Here is a 21,422-nt window from a genome sequence, read left to right as displayed (position 1 = left end):
CTTATCACTCACGGTGATAAGGATGGTTGGTGGTGATGCTCCACGCCCGGTACAGACTCTCTGCGACCAGCACGCGAACCAGCGGATGGGGGAGGGTAAGCGCCGACAGCGACCAGCTCTGCTCCGCCGCCGCTTTACAGGCAGGCGACAACCCTTCAGGCCCGCCAATCAGTAGACTGACGTCGCGACCATCCAGCTTCCAGCGTTCCAGCTCAGCGGCTAACTGCGGCGTATCCCAGGGCTTGCCTGGAATATCGAGGGTGACAATGCGGTTTTTGCCTGCGGCCGCCAACATCTGCTCACCCTCTTTGTCGAGTATGCGCTTGATGTCCGCATTCTTGCCGCGTTTTCCGGCCGGAATTTCAATCAGCTCGAAGGGCATATCTTTCGGAAAACGACGCAGGTACTCGGTAAAACCGGTTTGTACCCAGTCCGGCATTTTCGTTCCCACGGCGACAAGTTGCAGCTTCACGCATTAACTCCAGAGTTTTTCCAGTTCATACAGGCGACGGCTCTCTTCCTGCATGACATGGACAATCACATCGCCCAAATCCACGACAATCCAGTCGGCGCTGTTTTCACCTTCTACGCCGAGCGGTAACAGGCCCGCTGCGCGAGACTCCTGCACAACGTGGTCAGCAATGGACATAACATGACGGCTGGACGTACCCGTACAGATGATCATGCAGTCGGTGATGCTGGATTTGCCTTGAACGTCTAAGGCGATGATGTCCTGACCTTTGAGGTCATCAATTTTGTCGATAACAAAATCCTGGAGTGCTTTACCCTGCAAGTTTTCCCCCTGGGTGAATCAAATAGATAAAAATGGTCTGTCAGTATACCTGAACCAGAGGCGATTTCGGGACAATTGTCGCCGAATCGGCTTTCGAAAGTGGGCTATCATCCCACCCCGCGCCGCAGATTGCATCGCCATTTTTGTAAAACAATTTCTACAAAGTCGTGTCTGGCGGAAAAAGTCTGGCTGCGGAGAATATCAGCCTGCCCGGGGCTGTCAATGGTCGTTGCGGCTTACCCGTAAAAAAACAGAAAAGTCATGCATTCTCGACCCCGATGGCACGGCTATTGAGGACGCGTAGCGTCGCGAATTTTTGGTTGATATCAATGGCGCTCCAACACCCCTGGTCAACGCGAAAATGCCACATAGACTCGGCAGGCATGCCAATTAAACGAGCAATTAACAGACTCAGTACGCCCTGATGGCTGACGATTAAAATATTCTGATAGTGCTGATATTCACTAAGCCTTGCGATAAAGCGTTCCACACGTTGTGAAAATGCCTGAAATCCTTCACCGTTCGTGGGGATAGCATGCTGCCAGTCATTGCACCACGCGCTATAGTTTTCGGCATCTTCTTGCATGAGGTCGCGATGATGTCGCATCTCCCAGTCACCAAAAAACATTTCGTTGAGTTCAGGGATGATATGAACGGGGAGCTGGCGGTCACTGAGAACCAGTCGCGCGGTATGCTGTGCCCGTTCCAGTTCACTGCATAAAACCAGGTCAAAGGAAACATCATGTAGCAGTGTATGCAGATTTTGCGCTTGCTCAATACCGCGTGCGGTCAGGGGTGTGGGCGCATGACCGCTGTACAGACCATCGACATTCGCTTGTGTTTCGCCATGACGAATTAACCACAGTCGCATCATGCCCTCCGTAACGACAGGTATCAGCGATACAAGCCTTGTTGGTTAATGTAAGTCAATACCGGTTCCGGCAATAAATCCTCACACGATTCACCGTTTTGCAAACGTTCGCGGATGATGGTCGCCGAGATGTTAAACCACGGTGTTTCAGCCAGATAAATTTTACCGGCAGGCTGAAGGTGAAGATCTTCCGGGTTATGTGTCAAATGATCTTCCAGCCATTGCTGGTATTGCGGTTGCGCCATTTCAAGTGGGTAACCTGGACGCCGACAGACGATCAAATGTGCATTGTCGAGTATCGTTTCGTATTCGTACCAGGTCGGAAAGGTCAGCAATGAATCCTGACCAATAATAAACGCCAGCGGCACGTCCGGCCCTTGTTCCTGCCGCCACTCTTTCAGTGTTTGCGCAGTGTAAGAGGGGGCATTGCGCTTTAGCTCGCGTTCATCAAGAGTAAATAATGGCTTGTCGGCAATCGCCAGTTCAAGCATGTGTTTACGCTGCACGCTGTTCGCTTCCGGCTGGGGACGATGCGGAGGAACATTATTAGGGATTATTGTGACCCGCGTCAGACCAATCAAATTCGCCAGCGTTTCCACGGGTTTAAGATGACCATAGTGCACCGGATCAAAGGTGCCGCCAAACAGAGCCTGTAAAGATTTCATATCAACCGTCGATAAATACGTCCGCCAGGGGTTTATGGCACAACAGAAGAGATAACCCTTCCAGCTCTGCCCACACTGACTGACCGTAATCTTGTTTGAGGGTGAGTTCCGTTCGTGTCAGGAGTTGCACAGCCTGACGTAACTGCGGCTGGCTTAAGCGATTTAACGCCTCGCCCATCATGCCCCGGCGGTTCTGCCATACCCGATGCTTATCAAACAACGCACGCAGTGGCGTATGGGCAGACTGGCGTTTCAGGTTAACCAGTAACAACAGTTCACGTTGTAATGTGCGCAACAAAATAACCGGCTCGCTGCCTTCCAGACGCAGTTGCTGAAGAATATGCAACGCGCGCTTACTTTTTCCCATCAACAAAGCATCAACCCAATGAAAAGGGGTGAAATGCGCGGCATCATTCACCGCCTGTTCAACGCGCGGTAATGTCAATTTGCCGTCTGGCCAGAGCAGCGATAAACGCTCCAGTGCCTGAGCCAGCGCCAGCAGGTTACCTTCATAACAGTAGCAGAGCACCTGATTCGCCGCGTCATCCAGTTCTAAATTGAGCTGTTTTGCGCGCGCAGCAACCCAGCGGGGAAGCTGAGCCTGCTCCGGTGTCTGACAGGTCACCTGCACGCTGCGATTCGCAAGAGCAGTAAACCAGGCGGAATTTTCTTGCGCTTTGCTTAATTTATTACCGCGGACGATCAACAGCAGGTCGTCATGCAGAAGTCCGGTGAGTGTGAGAAGTTGTTCATTGATCGCCGCATTCGGTCCGTTTTCTGGTAACAACAGCAATAGCGTTTGTCGACTGGCAAACAGACTCATGGCCTGGCATAACGAAAAGATCGCATTCCAGTCAGTGTTGGGATCAATGGAAAAAGTGTGGTGTTCTTCGAATCCTTGTGCCGCAGCTACCTGACGAACAGCGTCCTGGCTTTCCTGCAATAACAGAGGATCGTTACCAAGTAAAAGATACGCCGCGCGCAGCCCTTCATTGAGCTGCGCGCGGAGTTGTTCCGGGTACAACCGAATCATCAGTTACCCAGCGTGGTGGAGACGCGTGCAGGCGTTGCCGGAGTATCCGTTGTGGTCGACGTCTGTTCTTCGTCGGAACGAATATCCGCAGCACGGATGCTTGGCAGCTTACGAATCAGCTGTTCGGCAGCACGGTCGTACATCTCTTTTACGATCATGTCTTGTTCGTTATCTTTCGCTAACGCCATTTGCGGGTTATCGAAGAACGAACGGAAGACTTTGGCGCTAATCGGGTAGATATCACGGCCGGGGATCAACACGGTCGCATTAACCGTCATGATCATCTGATACTCTGCTGTTTGACCGTTACGGAATACCGATGCGGTATCTTTCGCGATGCTCACTTTACCCAAACGCAAGGATGGAACGTCCTTACGCGTGGTTTCTTTATCAAGCAACTCGACACCATTCAGACGTAACTGGTTACGCACCGCACGGCTTAATGGCCCGTTCGGATCGCCTGAGTCCAGGATCATGACCTTCATAGTGGAAGGAACCTGCGTGGTATCACGCAGATGCCAGCCACACCCGGCGGTGATTAACACCGCCAGAGATAACAACAATGTTGCCAGATATCGCACGCTTCCTCCCGCGCTTAGCCAACGACCAGATTGAGGAGTTTACCTGGTACGTAAATCACTTTACGTACAGTAACGCCATCAAGATATTTTGCTACCAGATGTTCCTGGCCAGCACGTTCGCGAACCTGTTCTTCCGTTGCGTCCACCGGAACGGTGATTTTGGCACGGACTTTACCGTTAACCTGCACCACGACCAGCGTGGAGTCTTCCACCATCGCTTTTTCGTCAGCAACCGGCCACGGCGCGTTGTCGATATCGCCTTCGCCTTTCAGTTCCTGCCACAGCGTGAAGCAGATGTGCGGGGTGAACGGGTTAAGCATACGGACAACGGCCAGCAGAGCTTCCTGCATCAGAGCGCGATCCTGCTCGCCATCGGTCGGTGCTTTCGCCAGTTTGTTCATCAGCTCCATAATCGCCGCAATTGCGGTGTTGAAGGTCTGACGACGGCCGATATCATCGGTCACTTTAGCGATAGTTTTATGCACATCACGACGCAGCGCTTTCTGATCTTCAGTCAGTGCATCAACGTTCAGTGTCGCAACATCACCTTTTGCTGTATGCTCGTACACCAGTTTCCAGACACGTTTCAGGAAGCGGTTAGCCCCTTCTACGCCGGATTCCTGCCATTCGAGAGTCATATCAGCCGGAGAAGCAAACATCATAAACAGACGAACGGTGTCCGCGCCGTAACGTTCAACCATCACCTGCGGGTCGATACCGTTGTTCTTCGACTTGGACATTTTGCTCATGCCGGTATAAACCAGTTCATGGCCTGCCGCATCTTTCGCTTTCACGATACGGCCTTTCTCGTCACGTTCAACGATAGCATCAACCGGGGAAACCCAGTTACGTTCGCCGTTTTCGCCAACATAGTAGAAGGCATCTGCCAGCACCATACCCTGACACAGCAACTGTTTCGCTGGTTCGTCAGAGTTCACCATGCCTGCATCACGCATCAGTTTGTGGAAGAAGCGGAAGTAGAGCAGGTGCATAATGGCGTGTTCGATACCACCAATGTAGATATCCACCGGCAGCCAGTAGTTAGCCGCTTTAGAATCCAGCATACCTTCTTTGTACTGCGGGCAAGTGTAGCGCGCATAGTACCAGGAGGACTCCATAAAGGTGTCGAAAGTGTCGGTTTCACGCAGCGCTGGCATACCGTTAACGGTAGTTTTTGCCCACTCCGGATCTGCTTTAATCGGGCTGGTAATGCCGTCCATCACCACATCTTCCGGCAGGATCACCGGCAGCTGGTCGTCCGGGGTCGGCATTACGGTACCGTCTTCCAGCGTCACCATCGGAATCGGCGCGCCCCAGTAACGCTGACGAGAAACACCCCAGTCGCGCAGGCGGTAGTTCACTTTACGCTCGCCAACGCCCATCGCAGTCAGTTTATCGGCGATGGCGTTGAAGGCCGCTTCATGGTCAAGACCGTTGAACTCGCCAGAGTTGAACAGCACGCCTTTTTCAGTCAGGGCTTGCTGGGAGAGATCCGGTTCAGAACCGTCAGCCGCCAGAATAACTGGCTTGATGTTCAGGCCATATTTAGAGGCAAACTCGTAGTCGCGCTGGTCGTGACCCGGAACCGCCATAACTGCGCCCGTGCCGTACTCCATCAATACGAAGTTTGCTGCCCAAACGGGAATTTCTTCGCCCGTTAATGGGTGAACCGCTTTAAAGCCAGTATCGACGCCTTTTTTCTCCATCGTCGCCATTTCAGCTTCGGCAACTTTGGTATTACGGCATTCGTCAATAAAGGCTGCCAGTTCAGGATTATTTTCTGCCGCTTTCTGCGCCAGCGGATGACCCGCCGCTACCGCCAGGTAGGTACAACCCATAAAGGTGTCCGGGCGGGTAGTGTAAACGGTCAGCGTGTTGTCATAGTTGTTAACGTTGAAGGTGATTTCCACGCCTTCGGAACGACCGATCCAGTTACGCTGCATGGTTTTAACGGTGTCTGGCCAGTGATCCAGTTTATCCAGATCGTTGAGCAGCTCGTCAGCGTAAGCAGTGATTTTGATAAACCACTGCGGGATCTCTTTACGTTCAACTTTGGTATCGCAGCGCCAGCAGCAGCCGTCGATAACTTGTTCGTTCGCCAGTACGGTCTGGTCGTTCGGGCACCAGTTGACCGCAGAAGTCTTCTTATATACCAGGCCTTTTTTATACAGCTCGGTGAAGAATTTCTGTTCCCAACGGTAGTATTCCGGCGTACAGGTTGCCAGCTCGCGGCTCCAGTCATAACCAAAGCCCAGCATTTTGAGCTGGTTTTTCATATACGCGATGTTGTCGTACGTCCACGGTGCTGGCGCGGTGTTGTTTTTCACCGCCGCGCCTTCCGCAGGCAGACCAAACGCGTCCCAGCCGATCGGCTGCAGGACGTTTTTGCCCAGCATACGCTGGTAGCGGGCGATCACGTCACCGATGGTGTAGTTACGTACGTGGCCCATGTGTAGTCGACCAGAAGGATAGGGAAGCATAGACAGGCAGTAATACTTCTCTTTGCTCTCGTCTTCGGTTACTTCAAATGTGCGCTTCTCATCCCAATGAAGCTGTACTTTGGATTCTATCTCTTCCGGGCGGTATTGCTCTTGCATGGCAGCCAGTGGTCCTGTTTTCAATACGGCTACAAATGTAGCGTTGAGGTGGTTTTTCAGATCCGCATAGCATAGCCCAAACGTCCGCGTCAAAACAGCCTTTCGCGCACTCGACGTTGAAATGATGCCCGGATTATTCATACATTAATTTACAGAGTTTGTGGGCGTATTAGCAAAGCAAGGAACAAAGAACGTCTATTATTATAGTCAGTTAACGACCCGGGAGATGAAACGATGAACAAGGTTGCTCAATATTACCGTGAACTGGTCGCGTCACTGAGCGAACGCCTGCGTAATGGCGAACGTGATATCGACGCACTGGTGGAACAGGCGCGCGAGCGCGTAATAAAAACAGGGGAGTTAACGCGAACCGAGGTCGATGAGCTGACGCGAGCTGTCAGACGTGACCTGGAAGAGTTCGCCATGAGCTATGAAGAGAGCCTGAAAGAAGAATCTGACAGCGTCTTTATGCGGGTGATTAAAGAAAGCTTGTGGCAGGAGCTGGCAGACATCACCGATAAAACGCAGCTTGAATGGCGCGAAGTTTTCCAGGACCTCAATCATCACGGGGTTTATCACAGCGGAGAAGTGGTAGGGCTGGGAAATCTGGTCTGCGAGAAATGTCACTTCCATCTCCCGATCTACACACCGGAAGTGCTGATGCTATGCCCGAAATGTGGTCATGATCAGTTCCAGAGACGCCCGTTCGAGCCGTAATGAATGGTGCCGGATGACGTAATGTCATCCGGCGAGTTGTTAAGCGTAAAATTTCAGACGATCAGCCAGTAAATCAACAAAGCCCTGACGATCAACATCGACCATTACAGTTGCATTCGGTTTATTGCCAGTCAGATAATAATAATCAACAACCGTCATACCCTGGGTATATTTCCCTTGTGTTTCCACGCCAACCCAGCGCTCAACAGTGGTAAACAACTCCGGTTTCAACAGCCAGGCGATGGTGCATGGGTCATGCAGCGGTGCGCCGACAAAGCCCCATTTTTCGTCTTTATGATATTCGAGGAAGAAATCCAGCAGTTCGGCAACAATGGTTGAAACAGGGTTGCCAATCGCGCGGAAACGCTCAGTGTCTTCAACGTGGATTTGTGCTCTGTGAGTAACATCCAGACCGGCCATCACCACCGGGATCCCTGACTGGAAGACAATTTCTGCCGCTTCCGGGTCAACGTAAATATTAAATTCAGCCGCAGGCGTCCAGTTACCCAGCCCCATTGCGCCGCCCATAATCACGATACGGGCAATTTTGCTATGCAGTTCCGGATGGCTATTGAGCAGCAAGGCAACGTTAGTTTGCGGTCCGGTAGACACAATCGTGATAGGTTCCGCACTTTCACGCAGCGTTTTCGCCATTAGCTCTACCGCCGTACAGTTTTGCGGTGCGAACGCCGGTTCCGGTAATGCCGGGCCGTCGAGACCGCTTTCGCCGTGCACATTGTCCGCGATAATCAACTCACGCATTAACGGTTTTACCGCGCCGCCTGCTACCGGAATATCGGTGCGATTAAGCAAGGTCAGCATACGCAGAACATTGCGTAAGGTTTTTTCTGGTGTCTGGTTTCCGGCGGAAGACGTAATTGCTTTGACATCAAGCTCTGGTGAGGCGAGGGCGAGAACTATTGCGATAGCGTCGTCATGACCTGGGTCGCAATCTAACAGAATTGGCAGTGCCATTGTTGCTCCTTGTTGTGTGCTTCTTTGCGACAAGGGTAACGCCAGGATGTAACAGATACGAGGGGCGAAACGATAAAGCGTGAGATGGCGCGCAATTGGGTATGCGCGCCAGAGTGATTAATGCAGGATTTTCGCGAGGAAATCTTTTGCGCGGTCCGATTTCGGATCATCGAAGAAAGCGTCTTTCGGCGAGTCTTCGACAATTTTACCCTCGTCCATAAAGATCACCCGATTCGCCACTTTACGGGCAAAGCCCATTTCGTGGGTCACCACCATCATGGTCATTCCTTCGTTCGCCAGTTCGACCATTACGTCCAGCACTTCGTTGATCATCTCCGGATCCAGCGCCGATGTCGGTTCGTCGAACAGCATGGCAATAGGATCCATACACAATGCGCGAGCGATCGCCACACGCTGCTGCTGGCCGCCGGAAAGCTGCGCCGGAAATTTATTGGCATGTGCGGAAAGTCCCACGCGCTCCAGCAATTTCAATGCTTTTTCACGAGCCGGTGCTTTATCGCGTTTAAGCACTTTCACCTGCGCCAGGGTCAGGTTTTCGATAATCGACAGATGAGGGAACAGCTCGAAATGTTGGAATACCATCCCGACGCGGGAACGCAGCTTTGCCAGATCGGTTTTCTTGTCATTAACCACGATACCATCGACGGTGATTTCACCTTGCTGCACTGGTTCGAGGCCGTTGACGGTTTTAATCAGCGTTGATTTGCCGGAACCAGACGGGCCGCAAACCACCACCACTTCGCCTTTTTTCACTTCGGTTGAGCAGTCGGTCAGCACCTGAAAGTGACCATACCATTTTGAAACATTTTTCAGGGTAATCATTATGCTGTCCTTCTTTTCAAGTAGCTGACCAACAACGACGCGCTAAGACTAATAACGAAATAAACAAATCCGGCAAACAGGATCATCTCAACCTGCGTACCATCACGCTCACCAATGGTTGAGGCGGTACGGAAGAAATCGGCCAGAGATAACACATACACCAGCGAGGTATCCTGGAACAGTACGATGCCCTGAGTGAGCAGCAGCGGCACCATCGCGCGGAACGCCTGCGGCAGAATAATCAGTTTCATCGACTGCCAGTGAGTCATTCCCAACGCCAGCGCGGCGCTCGACTGACCACGAGAAATACTTTGAATACCGGCACGGATAATCTCTGAATAGTAGGCCGCTTCAAACATCGAAAACGCCACCATCGCCGAAATTAAACGAATATCATTTTTTGGCGATAATCCCAGCACATTTTGCAGAAATCCCGGCACAATCAAGTAAAACCACAGCAAAACCATGACTAAAGGAATCGAGCGGAATACGTTAACGTAGGCTTTGGCAAACCACGAAACAGGCGCGAAGCTGGACAAGCGCATCACCGCCAGCATGGTACCCCACAAAATACCAATCACGACTGCCGTGACGGTGATTTTCAGGGTGATCACCAGCCCGTCGAGCAGATATGGCAGGGAAGGAACAATGGAACTCCAGTCAAACTCGTACATTATTTGCCCCCCATGTTGCCGGGCAGGCGAACTTTACGTTCAACCAGCGTCATCACCAGCATGATAAAAGCGTTAATCAACACATACGCAAGCGTAATGGCGGTAAACGACTCCCAGGCGTGGGCCGAGTAGTCGAGCAATTTACCCGCCTGCGCTGCCATATCCACCAGACCGATAGTCGAGGCGATGGCGGAGTTTTTCACCAGGTTCATCATCTCGGAAGTCATTGGCGGGACGATAACGCGATACGCGTTAGGCAACAGCACGTAGCGGTAAGCCTGCGGTAGCGTCAGACCCATCGCCAGCGCGGCATTCTTCTGCCCACGCGGCAGCGACTGAATAGCGGCGCGTACCTGTTCGCAAACACGGGCGGCGGTAAACAGCCCCAGGCAGAGCATGGATGAAAGGAAAAACTGAATATTGGGATCCAGCTCGGCCTTAAACCACATGCCGATTTTCTCCGGCAGCAGCTCCGGGATCACCAGATACCAGGTAAAGAATTGCACAATCAACGGCACGTTGCGGAACAGTTCGACATACAACGTACCCAGACCGGAGAGAAAACGGTTTGGAACGGTACGTAAAATGCCGAAAAATGAACCGACGAGGAAAGCGATAATCCAGGCGCAGATCGACAAAGCGATCGTCACCTGAAAACCACTCCAGATCCAACCAAGATAGGTGGTGTTGCCGAACGGGGCTTGTTGTAAAAAAATACCCCAGTTCCAGTCTATAGACATAAATCTACTCCAGAAAAAAGAGGGTAGCAGCGTTAACTGCTACCCTCGAAGATTGTTACCCAGCGTATTGCGGTTTTCAGGCCCGATGGGGAACGACCATCAGGCGTATAGTCTGTCCGTGCTACGTAACAATCGAGAGGGCTAGAATTTCCGCCCCTGGTTCTTGTAATTAGTTCAGTGCTTTGTCATTCGGTTCTTTGAACAGTGCTTTCATTTCGTCTGACAGTTCGAAATTCATGTTCAGGTTTTTCGGCGGAATTGGATTTTTGAACCATTTATCAAACCATTTTTCCGCTTCACCGGAAGTCTGCACCTGAGCGATAGTGTCATCCATCAGCTTTTTGAACTGCGGATCATCTTTACGCAACATGCAACCGTAGGCTTCCTGAGACTGCGGCTTGCCGACGATATCCCAGTTGTCTGGTTTCTTCGCTTTCGCACGTTCACCGGCCAGCAGAGCGTCATCCATCATAAAGGCAACGGCACGACCGCTTTCCAGGGTACGGAAAGAGTCACCGTGATCTTTGGCGCTAATGATGCGCATATTCATTTTTTGCTCTTCATTCAGTTTGTTGAGCAAAACTTCAGAAGTAGTGCCGGAAGTGACGACTACGGCTTTGCCTTTCAGGTCGGCAAAATCTTTGATATCGCCGCCCTTTTTGGTCAGCAGGCGCGTACCGACCACGAAAATAGTATCAGAGAAAGCCGCCTGTTTTTGGCGTTCGACGTTGTTGGTGGTAGAACCACATTCAAAATCGAAAGTGCCGTTTTGCAGCAGTGGAATACGGTTTTGTGAGGTAATCGGAATCAGTTTTACCTGCAAGTCCGGTTTGTTGAGTTTCTTTTTCACTGCTTCAACAATGGCGTTGGAGTAATCCTGCGAGTAACCCACCACTTTTTGCTGATTGTCGTAATAAGAGAAAGGTACTGAAGATTCACGGTGACCGACGACAATCACGCCGTTTTTGGCGATTTTGTCCAGCGTACTGCCCGCTACCGGGGCGGCGTCATCTGCCTGTGCCAGTCCTGCGGAAAGCGCCAGGGCGAGGATTGCTGTGGCAGGTTTACGTAATTGCATATCCAACTCCTTTATCTTCTGCGTTAAGAACGCATGGATACCCGTTGTGAGTGTTTGTGTTGTTATCGTCTGCAACTTTATTGTGCAGTGTTGTGCCTGTTAGGTAACATTTAGTTTGGCTAAATGTAAAGATATTGCTGTTTTATTGTTTGTTTTTGCGAGATGCGCCGCACCATTCCGAAGCAAAATTCTTAAACCGCACCTTTTTGGTGCTACCGCTGATTTGTGGTGGTGCAACCCGGTTGCGTCGCGGTTGATTTCATTGCTTACACAGTAAATAAAGCAACTTACATGCCAAAAAATACTTAGAAGTGAATTAATTACGATTGTAATTTCAGGCTGAAAAAGTCATATTTCGGACAGGGTTAACTTTTCGGTATGGGACGTTTGCCGGGATGATAACTGCACACGGGAAAATTGCTTTTTACCTGTCTTTTCAAGGAAGAATCATCTTATGTCTGCATCTTCGGTTAAGCCGTTAAATGTTCAATTACCCGCAATAACCCTTATCCTTTTTGCGCTCTGTGTTGGGATATTTTGTTACCTCGCACAATGGATGAGTTATGAAGAAGTCGATCAATCCGCACTTATCCATCTCGGCGCTAACGTTGCTTCTCTCACGTTGTCGGGTGAACCCTGGCGTTTATTGAGCAGTGTCTTTCTGCACAGCAGTGTTTCTCATCTGCTGATGAATATGTTTGCATTCCTGGTGGTGGGGGCAGTGGCGGAACGGATACTGGGGAAATGGCGACTCCTGATTATCTGGTTATTCTCCGGCGTCTTTGGTGGGCTCATCAGCGCCTGTTATGCGTTACGCGATAGTGAGCAGATAGTCATTAGCGTTGGGGCATCCGGAGCAATTATGGGAATAGCTGGCGCTGCGATAGCAACACAGCTTGCTTCAGGTACGGGCACGCACCATAAAAATCAGCGGCGAGTATTTTCTCTGTTAGGTATGGTGGCGCTGACACTGTTGTATGGTGCCCGGCAAACAGGAATAGATAATGCTTGTCACATTGGCGGCCTGATTGCGGGTGGCGCGTTGGGTTGGCTGAGTGCGCGTTTATCTGGGCAAAACCGGCTTGTTACGGAAGGCGGGATTATTGTTGCGGGCAGTCTTCTTCTTACCGGGGCTATCTGGCTTGCGCAGCAGCAGATTGATGAATCAGTTTTACAGGTCAGGCAAAACCTGCGTGAAGCGTTTTATCCGCAGGAGATTGAACAAGAGCGACGACAAAAAAGCAACAGTTAGCGGAGGAACGCAACGCCCTCAAAGAAACATTACCCGCTCCGGTAAGTCGTCAACAGGCCAGTGGTGATTTGCTCGCTGAGATTGCCGATATCCATGATATGGCGATCAGTCGGGATGGTAATACGTTATATGCCGCTATTGAAAACACAAACAGCATTGTTGTGTTCGACCTCGGACAAAAGAAAATCCTGCATACCTTTACAGCGCCCATAGCGAAAGAAAAGTCAGTCAAACATTGTGGTGGCTGGAAAGATCAGGGCGTCAGATCGCTGGCGTTAAGCCCGGATGAAAAGTTGCTTTATGCGACTTCATTTGAAGCGAATGCGTTATCGGTCATTAACGTGGCGACGGGGGAGATTATTCAGTCGATTACCACCGGTGCACATCCTGACAGCCTTATACTCTCGCGTGATGGCAAAAAAGCCTGGGTGATGAATCGCACCAGTAATAGTGTGTCAGCGATTGATCTGGTGACTTATCAGCATGTGGCGGATATCCCGCTGGAGAAATACGACGGGACGGGGACGAGCGGTAAACCTGGTGCCTGGGTTATGGCACTTTCCCCGGATGAAAAAACATTGTTGATACCCGGTATGGTCAGAGGTGACATTGTACGCATCAATACCATCACGCATCAGAAAGAAGACTTTCCCGCAGGTGATGCGCGTGGAACGATATCGGCGATGCGTTTTCGACCTGAAAACGGGGATGTAATTTTTGCCGACAGCCAGGGGATTTCACGTATAAGAGTTGGGGATCAGCAAGCCAGCATTATGACGCAATGGTGTAGCAGGAGCGTTTATTCCGTTGAGGGTATTAGCCCGGACGGTCAGTATTTAGCGTTGGTGTCATATGGCTTGCAAGGTTATGTCATCCTGCTCAATATTAATGTCGGGCAGATTGTTGGCGTTTATCCTGCCAGCTACGTTAATCACCTTCGTTTTTCGGCGGATGGTAGAAAGATATTTGTTATGGCGAAGAACGGGTTAATCCAAATGGACAGGACGCTCTCGCTTGATCCGCAGGCAGTTATTCGTCATCCCCAATATGGCAATGTGGCTTGTATCCCTGAACCGTAAGAAAAAGGGGCATGATAATCATGCCCCACAGCGTGTTGAGAAAGTACGCTTTATCCTACAAAATCACGTAAATTCAACATATTGCAAAAATCGCGTAGGCCTGATAAGCGTAGCGCATCAGGCACATCAACGTTTACGTGCTCGCAGACTCATCAGCACAGCGGCAAAACCAAACAGCGCCGTCAGCACCCACAGCGGCCAGTTGCCGGTTCGTGCGTACGGTGTGAGTCCGGTCGTCGGCGTCACGTTAGTGGTCAACACCTCGCGGGTGAACTGCGGGATCATCGCCTGAATCTCACCCTGCGGGCCAATCACCGCCGTAATGCCGTTGTTGGTGCTACGCAGCAATGGGCGCGCCAGCTCCAGCGCACGCATTCGCGCCATCTGGAAGTGCTGCCATGGACCAATAGACTTACCAAACCATGCATCGTTGGAGATAGTCAGCAGGTAGTCGGTATCCGGGCGGAAGTTATCGCGCACTTGCTCGCCGAGAATGATCTCGTAGCAAATAGCCGCAGTAAGCTCAATACCATTTACCGACAGCGGCGGCTGGATATATGGCCCACGGCTGAACGACGACATCGGCAGATCAAAGAACGGTGCTAACGGACGCAGAATCGACTCCAGCGGGACAAACTCGCCAAACGGCACCAGATGGTTTTTGTTATAGCGATCGGCTGATTCGTAGCTGTACGGTGCACCTTTACCCAGCGTGATGATGGTGTTGTAGGTATCGTAGCGGTTCTGCTTATTGAGACGCGCGTCGACAATCCCGGTGACCAGCGAGCTACCTTTATCACGCAACTCACCGTCCAGTGCTTTGAGGAACGGTTGCTGATTAATTTCCAGATCGGTTATCGCCGACTCCGGCCAGATAATCAACGATGATTTGCCCATCAGCGGTGCCGTTGCGTTGTAGTAAATCTTCAGCGTATTAAGAAGCTGGCCTTCGTCCCATTTCAGCGATTGTGGGATATCGCCCTGAACCATCGAAACCTGAATGGTTTTCTCCGGTTGCGGGGTAAACCATTGGATGTAACGCAGCGGGAAGGGTAGGGCAAACAGCACGACGGCCACCACCAGCGGACGCCAGTTGCGTTTGACCAACGCCAGTGCCAGCAGGCCACTAACCATCATCAGCAGGAAGTTAATGGCTTCCACGCCCATTATCGGTGCCAGCCCTTTTAACGGGCCATCAATCTGGCTATAGCCGAACTGTAACCACGGGAAGCCGGTCAGTACCCAACCGCGCAGAAACTCGGTCACTTGCCAGAGGGCAGGGGCAGCAATCGCCACGCGCAGCCAGGTGGTTTTCGGCCACAGACGCGACAGCACGCCAGCAAACAGTCCGGTATACAGCGACAAATACGCCGCCAGCAGCACCACCAGGAAGATGTTAACCGGGCCAGGCATCCCGCCAAAGGTCGCGATGCTGACATAGACCCAGTTAATACCGCTGCCAAAGAGGCCAAATCCCCAGCAAAAGCCAATAGCGGCAGACTGGAGTGGGCGACGGTTAAAGGTCAACGCCTGAAGCCCCATCAGCGAAATAATCGCCGCAGGCCAGACGTCGTAAGGAGAGAAGGCCAGCGTTCCGCAGGCACCGAATAATAACGCCAGCAGCAGGCGAATGCGCTGGCGTTCAATTAATGAGGCAAAAGCCATGTAGTTATCTATCCAGTTTCGGTTTTATTCATCCAGCTTTGGCTGGGGTGAGTCATCCGGGATTTTGACATGAACCTGAATAATACGCCGACTATCGGCCATCGCCACTTTGAACTGGTAACCGTCGATGTCGATAGTTTCGCCACGCGCCGGAAGATGCCCAAACGCCTGCATCACCAGACCACCGATAGTGTCGACTTCTTCATCGCTAAAGTGGGTGCCGAACGCTTCGTTGAAGTCTTCAATGGAAGCCAGTGCGCGCACGGTCCAGGTATGACGACTCAGCTGACGGAAGTCGATATCATCTTCTTCGTCATACTCGTCTTCAATCTCACCAACAATCAGTTCCAGGATGTCTTCAATGGTCACCAGACCGGAAACCCCACCGAATTCGTCAATAACGATCGCCATGTGGTAACGCTGAGAGCGAAACTCTTTCAGCATCCGGTCTACGCGCTTACTTTCAGGAACGACAACCGCCTGACGTAACACTTTGTCCATGCTGAAGGCTTCAGCATCGCTGCGCATAAACGGCAGCAAGTCTTTCGCCATCAGAATCCCTTCAATGTGATCTTTGTCTTCGCTAATCACCGGGAAACGTGAGTGGGCGGACTCGATGATGACATCAAGGCATTCGTCCAGCGTCTGGTTGCGTTTCAGGGTAATCATCTGGGAGCGGGGGATCATGATGTCGCGAACGCGTTGGTCTGCGATGTCCATCACCCCTTCGAGCATATCGCGCGTATCTTCGTCGATAAGGTCGTTCTGCCCGGAATCACGGATCAGCGCCAGCAGTTCGTCACGGTTTTTCGGTTCACCGTGGAAAAGTTGGCTGAGTAACAGGGAGAAAAATCCCTTCTTGTTGCTTATCGTGTCACTACTGTGTGAATTGTCGTCGCTCATGGCGTCGTATGGGTTCTCATGTTAGTTAATCAAAACGCCGTCGTTAATCACCAACGGCGGGGACGTCTGCCAGTCAAATGCCTGGCAAATTATTCTTTCTCGGCAATGTACGGATCCTCATAGCCCAGAGCAAGCATAATCTCTGTTTCGAGGGCTTCCATTTCTTCTGCTTCGTCATCTTCGATGTGATCGTAACCTAACAAATGCAGACTGCCGTGCACCACCATATGCGCCCAGTGCGCCTCCAGTGGTTTGCCTTGCTCCTGAGCTTCCTTCTCAACCACCTGACGGCAGATAACCAGATCGCCCAGTAGCGACATCTCCATGCCAGGCGGCACTTCAAACGGGAAGGAGAGCACGTTGGTCGGCTTATCCTTACCGCGATAGGTCAGATTCAGACTGTGGCTTTCGGCGGTATCGACCACGCGAATAGTCACTTCCGACTCTTCCTGAAACTGCGGGATCACCGCATTCAGCCATGTCTGAAACTGGCTCTCTTCCGGTAACCCGGAATTATCTTCACATGCCAGTTGTAAATCGAGGATCACCTGACTCATTTTTGTTCCTGTTCTTCGCGCTTGCGTTCTGCCGCCAGCGCCGCTTTACGTTTTTGTTCGGCTTCTTCCCAGGCTTCATAGGCGTTAACGATACGCGCCACCACCGGGTGACGAACCACGTCTTCGCTGTGGAAGAAGTTAAAGCTGATCTCTTCGACATCGGCCAGCACTTCGATGGCATGACGTAAGCCTGATTTAGTATTACGCGGCAGGTCGATCTGTGTGACGTCGCCGGTGATAACCGCTTTTGAGTTAAAACCGATACGGGTCAGGAACATCTTCATCTGTTCGATGGTGGTGTTCTGGCTCTCATCGAGAATGATAAAGGCGTCATTCAGCGTACGACCACGCATATAGGCCAGCGGCGCGACTTCAATAACGTTGCGCTCAATCAGTTTCTCGACTTTCTCAAAGCCCAGCATTTCAAACAGCGCGTCGTACAGTGGGCGCAGATACGGGTCTACTTTCTGGCTTAAATCGCCAGGCAGGAAGCCCAGTTTCTCACCGGCTTCGACCGCCGGACGAGTCAGCAGAATACGGCGAATTTCCTGACGCTCCAGGGCATCAACTGCTGCAGCGACTGCCAGGTAGGTTTTACCCGTACCCGCCGGGCCAACGCCGAAGGTAATGTCATGGTCGAGAATATTGGCGATGTACTGCGCCTGGTTTGGCGTGCGCGGCTTAATTACGCCGCGTTTGGTTTTGATATTGACCGCTTTGCCGTACTCCGGCACGCTCTCCGCGCTTTGCTCCAGTACCCTTGCTTCTTTAATCGCAAGGTGGATCTGTTCCGGTTCGATATCCTGAATCTGACCGCGCATCGGGGCTGTATCGACATACAGGCTACGCAGAATGTCTGCCGCAGCGGTGACGCAAATCGGACGGCCGGTCAGTTTAAAGTGGTTGTCGCGGCGATTGATCTCGATGCCGAGACGGCGTTCGAGCTGCTTGATGTTGTCATCAAACGGGCCGCACAGGCTCAACAGACGCGCGTTGTCTGCTGGCTCCAGGGTGATTTCGCGAGTGTCTATGTTCAAACCGTTCCTCTTATCTGTATGCCGCCGGAAGCTGAACATTCACCGGCCTATAAGGAAATTATTCACGCCACAGGAAAAAGGCGCAAGCATTGCGATAAAGATGGGGATAAAGAGAGAAAAAACAAGGCCCACCGGAACGGCGGGCCTGAGAATTACGGCTGATAATAACCCACGCCAAGGTCGTTTTCTTTGCGGGTACGGGCAATCACCGATTCCGGTGTTTCTGCCACGCGCAGACCCATTTCATCTTCAGTACGCACCACTTTACCGCGCAGAGAGTTCGGGTAGACGTCGGTAATTTCTACATCGACGAATTTACCGATCATATCCGGTGTGCCCTCGAAGTTGACCACGCGGTTATTTTCGGTACGCCCGGAAAGCTCCATGATGCTCTTACGCGAAGTCCCTTCTACCAGAATACGCTGGGTGGTGCCGAGCATCCGGCGGCTCCATGCCATCGCTTGCTGATTGATACGTTCTTGCAGAATATACAGACGTTGCTTCTTCTCTTCTTCCGGAACATCATCAACCATATCGGCGGCTGGTGTACCCGGACGTGCAGAGAAGATAAAGCTGTAGCTCATGTCGAAATTGACGTCGGCAATCAGCTTCATCGTTTTCTCGAAGTCTTCGGTGGTTTCGCCAGGGAAGCCAACGATGAAATCAGAACTGATCTGAATATCTGGACGCGCCGCACGCAGTTTACGGATGATCGCTTTGTACTCCAGTGCCGTATGAGTACGGCCCATCAGGTTCAGAATGCGATCGGAACCGCTCTGTACCGGCAGATGCAGGAAGCTCACCAGCTCCGGCGTGTCGCGGTACACTTCGATGATATCGTCGGTGAATTCGATCGGATGGCTGGTGGTAAAGCGAATACGATCGATCCCGTCGATCGCAGCAACCAGACGCAACAGATCGGCAAACGATCCGGTGGTGCCGTCGTAGTTTTCACCACGCCAGGCGTTCACGTTCTGACCGAGCAGGTTGACTTCACGCACGCCCTGAGCCGCAAGCTGGGCAATCTCAAACAGAATATCGTCGGACGGACGGCTTACCTCTTCACCACGGGTGTAAGGCACCACGCAGTAGGTGCAATATTTATTGCAGCCTTCCATGATGGAGACAAACGCGGTCGGCCCTTCGGCGCGCGGTTCCGGTAGACGGTCAAACTTCTCGATTTCCGGGAAGCTGATATCTACAACCGGGCTGCGGTCGCCACGCACGGAGTTGATCATCTCCGGCAGACGGTGCAGCGTTTGCGGCCCAAAAATAATATCGACATAGTGGGCGCGCTGGCGAATGTGCTCGCCTTCTTGCGATGCCACGCAGCCACCGACGCCGATAATCAGGTCTGGATTCTTCTCTTTTAACAGTTTCCAGCGGCCCAACTGATGGAAGACTTTTTCCTGAGCCTTCTCGCGGATTGAGCAGGTGTTCAGCAGCAGCACATCCGCTTCTTCCGCCACGTCGGTCAGTTGATAGCCGTGGGTGGCATCCAGCAGATCGGCCATCTTCGATGAATCGTACTCGTTCATCTGACAGCCCCAGGTTTTAATATGGAGTTTTTTGGTCATCGACTTGCTCTTGCGAAATAGTAGCCAGGAATGCAGGGCGCATAGTGTAATGCTTTGCTGCCGTTGTGACCAGTATGAGCGTTATCAGCCCTTAGGGGTAAAAATCCTGTAAACTTAAAGCATATTGCTAACAGGATGATTGACCATGACAAATCAACCAACGGAAATTGCCATTGTCGGCGGAGGAATGGTCGGCGGCGCACTGGCGCTGGGGCTGGCACAGCACGGATTTGCGGTAACGGTGATCGAGCACGCAGAACCAGCGCCGTTTGTCGCTGATAGCCAACCGGACGTGCGGATCTCGGCGATCAGCGCGGCTTCGGTATCATTGCTTAAAGGGTTAGGGGTCTGGGATGCAGTACAGGCTATGCGTTGCCATCCTTACCGCAGACTGGAAACGTGGGAGTGGGAAACGGCGCATGTGGTGTTTGACGCCGCTGAACTTAAGCTACCGCTGCTTGGCTATATGGTGGAAAACACTGTCCTGCAACAGGCGTTGTGGCAGGCGCTGGAAGCGCATCCGAAAGTAACGTTACGTGTGCCAGGCTCGCTGATTGCGCTGCATCGCCATGATGATCTTCAGGAGCTGGAGCTGAAAGGCGGTGAAGTGATTCGCGCGAAGCTGGTGATTGGTGCCGACGGCGCAAATTCGCAGGTGCGGCAGATGGCGGGAATTGGCGTTCATGCATGGCAGTATGCGCAGTCGTGCATGTTGATTAGCGTCCAGTGCGAGAACGATCCCGGCGACAGCACCTGGCAGCAATTTACTCCGGACGGACCGCGTGCGTTTCTGCCGTTGTTTGATAACTGGGCATCGCTGGTGTGGTATGACTCTCCGGCGCGTATTCGCCAGTTGCAGAATATGAATATGGCACAGCTCCAGGCGGAAATCGCGAAGCATTTCCCGTCGCGTCTGGGTTACGTTACACCGCTTGCCGCTGGTGCGTTTCCGCTGACGCGTCGCCATGCGTTGCAGTACGTGCAGCCAGGGCTTGCGCTGGTGGGCGATGCCGCGCATACCATCCATCCGCTGGCGGGGCAGGGAGTGAATCTTGGTTATCGTGATGTCGATGCCCTGATTGATGTTCTGGTCAACGCCCGCAGCTACGGCGAAGCGTGGGCCAGTTATCCTGTCCTCAAGCGTTACCAGATGCGGCGCATGGCGGATAACTTCATTATGCAAAGCGGTATGGATCTGTTTTATGCCGGATTCAGCAATAATCTGCCACCACTGCGTTTTATGCGTAATCTCGGGTTAATGGCGGCGGAGCGTGCTGGCGTGTTGAAACGTCAGGCGCTGAAATATGCGTTAGGGTTGTAGCCTTACAACATTGCCGGATGCGTGCCAACCGTAGGTCGGATAAGACGCGGCAGCGTCGCATCCGACATTGAAGGATAAGACGTGTCAACATCGCATTCGACATTGAATGAACGCAGAAAAGCAAAAAGCTCGCCGAAGCGAGCTTTTTTAATGTGGCTGGGGTACGAGGATTCGAACCTCGGAATGCCGGAATCAGAATCCGGTGCCTTACCGCTTGGCGATACCCCAACTGGGTGCACTTACAAGGTAAGCGTCTTGAATAAATTGGCTGGGGTACGAGGATTCGAACCTCGGAATGCCGGAATCAGAATCCGGTGCCTTACCGCTTGGCGATACCCCAACAAATTGGTTTTGAATTTGCCGAACATATTCGACACATTCAGAATTTGGTGGCTACGACGGGATTCGAACCTGTGACCCCATCATTATGAGTGATGTGCTCTAACCAACTGAGCTACGTAGCC

The 21,422-nt window shown here is 52.0% G+C and carries 19 protein-coding genes, 3 tRNA genes and 1 pseudogene; 3 read left to right on the top strand and 20 right to left on the bottom strand.

What is annotated here, in order from left to right; translation table 11 throughout:
• Positions 1-4 precede the first annotated feature (4 nt).
• From rlmH to leuS, 7 genes are all read right to left on the bottom strand, one after another.
• Positions 5-472, bottom strand: a complete 468-nt coding sequence (gene rlmH, locus RTW80_RS08725; protein WP_000776104.1) for a 23S rRNA (pseudouridine(1915)-N(3))-methyltransferase RlmH — start codon at positions 470-472, stop codon at positions 5-7.
• A 3-nt stretch (positions 473-475) separates the two neighbouring features.
• Positions 476-793, bottom strand: a complete 318-nt coding sequence (rsfS, locus tag RTW80_RS08720) for a ribosome silencing factor (protein ID WP_001161664.1) — start codon at positions 791-793, stop codon at positions 476-478.
• A gap of 259 nt (positions 794-1,052) precedes the next feature.
• Positions 1,053-1,664 carry an adenosylcobalamin/alpha-ribazole phosphatase gene (locus tag RTW80_RS08715; RefSeq protein WP_001241892.1) on the bottom strand — a complete coding sequence of 204 codons (612 nt, stop codon included), beginning with the start codon at positions 1,662-1,664 and terminating at the stop codon, positions 1,053-1,055.
• A gap of 23 nt (positions 1,665-1,687) precedes the next feature.
• The gene (gene nadD, locus RTW80_RS08710; RefSeq protein WP_000838889.1) at positions 1,688-2,329 is read right to left on the bottom strand and encodes a nicotinate-nucleotide adenylyltransferase; all 642 of its coding nucleotides are present in this window, start codon (positions 2,327-2,329) and stop codon (positions 1,688-1,690) included.
• 1 nt (position 2,330) lies between these two features.
• On the bottom strand, positions 2,331-3,362 hold the full coding sequence (gene holA, locus RTW80_RS08705) for a DNA polymerase III subunit delta (protein WP_000620549.1): 1,032 nt from the start codon (positions 3,360-3,362) through the stop codon (positions 2,331-2,333).
• Positions 3,362-3,943, bottom strand: a complete 582-nt coding sequence (gene lptE / locus RTW80_RS08700; protein ID WP_001269673.1) for an LPS assembly lipoprotein LptE — start codon at positions 3,941-3,943, stop codon at positions 3,362-3,364. The genes holA and lptE overlap by 1 nt, the downstream gene beginning before the upstream one ends.
• Before the next feature lie 14 nt (positions 3,944-3,957).
• A complete protein-coding gene (leuS, locus tag RTW80_RS08695) occupies positions 3,958-6,540 on the bottom strand; it encodes a leucine--tRNA ligase (protein WP_001338359.1) in 2,583 nt (860 codons plus the stop codon).
• 234 nt (positions 6,541-6,774) lie between these two features.
• Here leuS and RTW80_RS08690 point away from each other — a divergent pair, with 234 nt between their 5' ends.
• The gene (locus RTW80_RS08690; protein ID WP_001044879.1) at positions 6,775-7,257 is read left to right on the top strand and encodes a zinc ribbon-containing protein; all 483 of its coding nucleotides are present in this window, start codon (positions 6,775-6,777) and stop codon (positions 7,255-7,257) included.
• A 39-nt stretch (positions 7,258-7,296) separates the two neighbouring features.
• Here the strand turns inward: RTW80_RS08690 and rihA are convergent, their stop codons facing one another.
• The 5 genes from rihA to gltI all read right to left on the bottom strand — a co-directional run bounded on the left by rihA (position 7,297) and on the right by gltI (position 11,567).
• Positions 7,297-8,232 (bottom strand): pyrimidine-specific ribonucleoside hydrolase RihA, encoded by a 936-nt coding sequence (rihA, locus tag RTW80_RS08685; RefSeq protein ID WP_001207499.1) that lies wholly within the window; start codon positions 8,230-8,232, stop codon positions 7,297-7,299.
• A 117-nt stretch (positions 8,233-8,349) separates the two neighbouring features.
• Positions 8,350-9,075 (bottom strand): glutamate/aspartate ABC transporter ATP-binding protein GltL, encoded by a 726-nt coding sequence (gltL, locus tag RTW80_RS08680; protein WP_000631384.1) that lies wholly within the window; start codon positions 9,073-9,075, stop codon positions 8,350-8,352.
• A complete protein-coding gene (gltK, locus tag RTW80_RS08675) occupies positions 9,075-9,749 on the bottom strand; it encodes a glutamate/aspartate ABC transporter permease GltK (RefSeq protein ID WP_000272830.1) in 675 nt (224 codons plus the stop codon). The genes gltL and gltK overlap by 1 nt, the downstream gene beginning before the upstream one ends.
• Positions 9,749-10,489: a glutamate/aspartate ABC transporter permease GltJ gene (gene gltJ / locus RTW80_RS08670; RefSeq protein ID WP_000020941.1), complete on the bottom strand. Its 741-nt coding sequence runs from the start codon at positions 10,487-10,489 to the stop codon at positions 9,749-9,751. The genes gltK and gltJ overlap by 1 nt, the downstream gene beginning before the upstream one ends.
• Before the next feature lie 169 nt (positions 10,490-10,658).
• Positions 10,659-11,567: a glutamate/aspartate ABC transporter substrate-binding protein GltI gene (gltI, locus tag RTW80_RS08665; protein ID WP_001177088.1), complete on the bottom strand. Its 909-nt coding sequence runs from the start codon at positions 11,565-11,567 to the stop codon at positions 10,659-10,661.
• Between the two features lie 454 nt (positions 11,568-12,021).
• Between gltI and RTW80_RS08660 the strand changes: the two are divergent.
• A pseudogene (locus RTW80_RS08660) lies at positions 12,022-13,898 on the top strand (rhomboid family intramembrane serine protease).
• Between the two features lie 126 nt (positions 13,899-14,024).
• Here the strand turns inward: RTW80_RS08660 and lnt are convergent.
• The 5 genes from lnt to miaB form a co-directional block, all read right to left on the bottom strand.
• Entirely contained in the window at positions 14,025-15,563 is a 1,539-nt protein-coding gene (gene lnt / locus RTW80_RS08655; RefSeq protein WP_000853023.1) for an apolipoprotein N-acyltransferase, read from the bottom strand.
• Positions 15,564-15,587: 24 nt separating this feature from the next.
• Positions 15,588-16,466, bottom strand: coding sequence for a CNNM family magnesium/cobalt transport protein CorC (gene corC, locus RTW80_RS08650; RefSeq protein ID WP_001278605.1), 879 nt, complete (start codon positions 16,464-16,466; stop codon positions 15,588-15,590).
• An 89-nt stretch (positions 16,467-16,555) separates the two neighbouring features.
• On the bottom strand, positions 16,556-17,023 hold the full coding sequence (ybeY, locus tag RTW80_RS08645) for an rRNA maturation RNase YbeY (RefSeq protein WP_000084469.1): 468 nt from the start codon (positions 17,021-17,023) through the stop codon (positions 16,556-16,558).
• Positions 17,020-18,060, bottom strand: a complete 1,041-nt coding sequence (locus RTW80_RS08640) for a PhoH family protein (RefSeq protein ID WP_001018040.1) — start codon at positions 18,058-18,060, stop codon at positions 17,020-17,022. The genes ybeY and RTW80_RS08640 overlap by 4 nt, the downstream gene beginning before the upstream one ends.
• Before the next feature lie 152 nt (positions 18,061-18,212).
• Positions 18,213-19,637 carry a tRNA (N6-isopentenyl adenosine(37)-C2)-methylthiotransferase MiaB gene (gene miaB, locus RTW80_RS08635; protein WP_000162740.1) on the bottom strand — a complete coding sequence of 475 codons (1,425 nt, stop codon included), beginning with the start codon at positions 19,635-19,637 and terminating at the stop codon, positions 18,213-18,215.
• A gap of 145 nt (positions 19,638-19,782) precedes the next feature.
• On the opposite strand from miaB, the gene ubiF reads away from it, so the two are divergent.
• Positions 19,783-20,958 carry a 3-demethoxyubiquinol 3-hydroxylase gene (ubiF, locus tag RTW80_RS08630; RefSeq protein WP_000184541.1) on the top strand — a complete coding sequence of 392 codons (1,176 nt, stop codon included), beginning with the start codon at positions 19,783-19,785 and terminating at the stop codon, positions 20,956-20,958.
• Positions 20,959-21,111: 153 nt separating this feature from the next.
• Here ubiF and RTW80_RS08625 read toward each other — a convergent pair.
• The 3 genes from RTW80_RS08625 to RTW80_RS08615 form a co-directional block, all read right to left on the bottom strand.
• Positions 21,112-21,186, bottom strand: a tRNA-Gln gene (locus tag RTW80_RS08625).
• A 37-nt stretch (positions 21,187-21,223) separates the two neighbouring features.
• Positions 21,224-21,298 (bottom strand) — tRNA-Gln (locus RTW80_RS08620).
• A 47-nt stretch (positions 21,299-21,345) separates the two neighbouring features.
• Positions 21,346-21,422, bottom strand: a tRNA-Met gene (locus RTW80_RS08615).

Source organism: Escherichia sp. AM3 (assembly GCF_032029835.1).
Lineage (GTDB): Bacteria > Pseudomonadota > Gammaproteobacteria > Enterobacterales > Enterobacteriaceae > Escherichia > Escherichia coli.
Note: the sequence above shows the minus strand (reverse complement) of the source record. Positions and strands in the feature narration are given on the sequence as shown.

Coding starts and splice junctions, on each gene's coding strand:
- corC (WP_001278605.1), bottom strand. CDS start 16,466: ATGAGCGACGACAATTCACACAGTAGTGACACGATAAGCAACAAGAAG.
- ybeY (WP_000084469.1), bottom strand. CDS start 17,023: ATGAGTCAGGTGATCCTCGATTTACAACTGGCATGTGAAGATAATTCC.
- RTW80_RS08690 (WP_001044879.1), top strand. CDS start 6,775: ATGAACAAGGTTGCTCAATATTACCGTGAACTGGTCGCGTCACTGAGC.
- gltI (WP_001177088.1), bottom strand. CDS start 11,567: ATGCAATTACGTAAACCTGCCACAGCAATCCTCGCCCTGGCGCTTTCC.
- rihA (WP_001207499.1), bottom strand. CDS start 8,232: ATGGCACTGCCAATTCTGTTAGATTGCGACCCAGGTCATGACGACGCT.
- lnt (WP_000853023.1), bottom strand. CDS start 15,563: ATGGCTTTTGCCTCATTAATTGAACGCCAGCGCATTCGCCTGCTGCTG.
- gltL (WP_000631384.1), bottom strand. CDS start 9,075: ATGATTACCCTGAAAAATGTTTCAAAATGGTATGGTCACTTTCAGGTG.
- miaB (WP_000162740.1), bottom strand. CDS start 19,637: ATGACCAAAAAACTCCATATTAAAACCTGGGGCTGTCAGATGAACGAG.
- leuS (WP_001338359.1), bottom strand. CDS start 6,540: ATGCAAGAGCAATACCGCCCGGAAGAGATAGAATCCAAAGTACAGCTT.
- RTW80_RS08715 (WP_001241892.1), bottom strand. CDS start 1,664: ATGCGACTGTGGTTAATTCGTCATGGCGAAACACAAGCGAATGTCGAT.
- gltK (WP_000272830.1), bottom strand. CDS start 9,749: ATGTACGAGTTTGACTGGAGTTCCATTGTTCCTTCCCTGCCATATCTG.
- nadD (WP_000838889.1), bottom strand. CDS start 2,329: ATGAAATCTTTACAGGCTCTGTTTGGCGGCACCTTTGATCCGGTGCAC.
- gltJ (WP_000020941.1), bottom strand. CDS start 10,489: ATGTCTATAGACTGGAACTGGGGTATTTTTTTACAACAAGCCCCGTTC.
- ubiF (WP_000184541.1), top strand. CDS start 19,783: ATGACAAATCAACCAACGGAAATTGCCATTGTCGGCGGAGGAATGGTC.
- holA (WP_000620549.1), bottom strand. CDS start 3,362: ATGATTCGGTTGTACCCGGAACAACTCCGCGCGCAGCTCAATGAAGGG.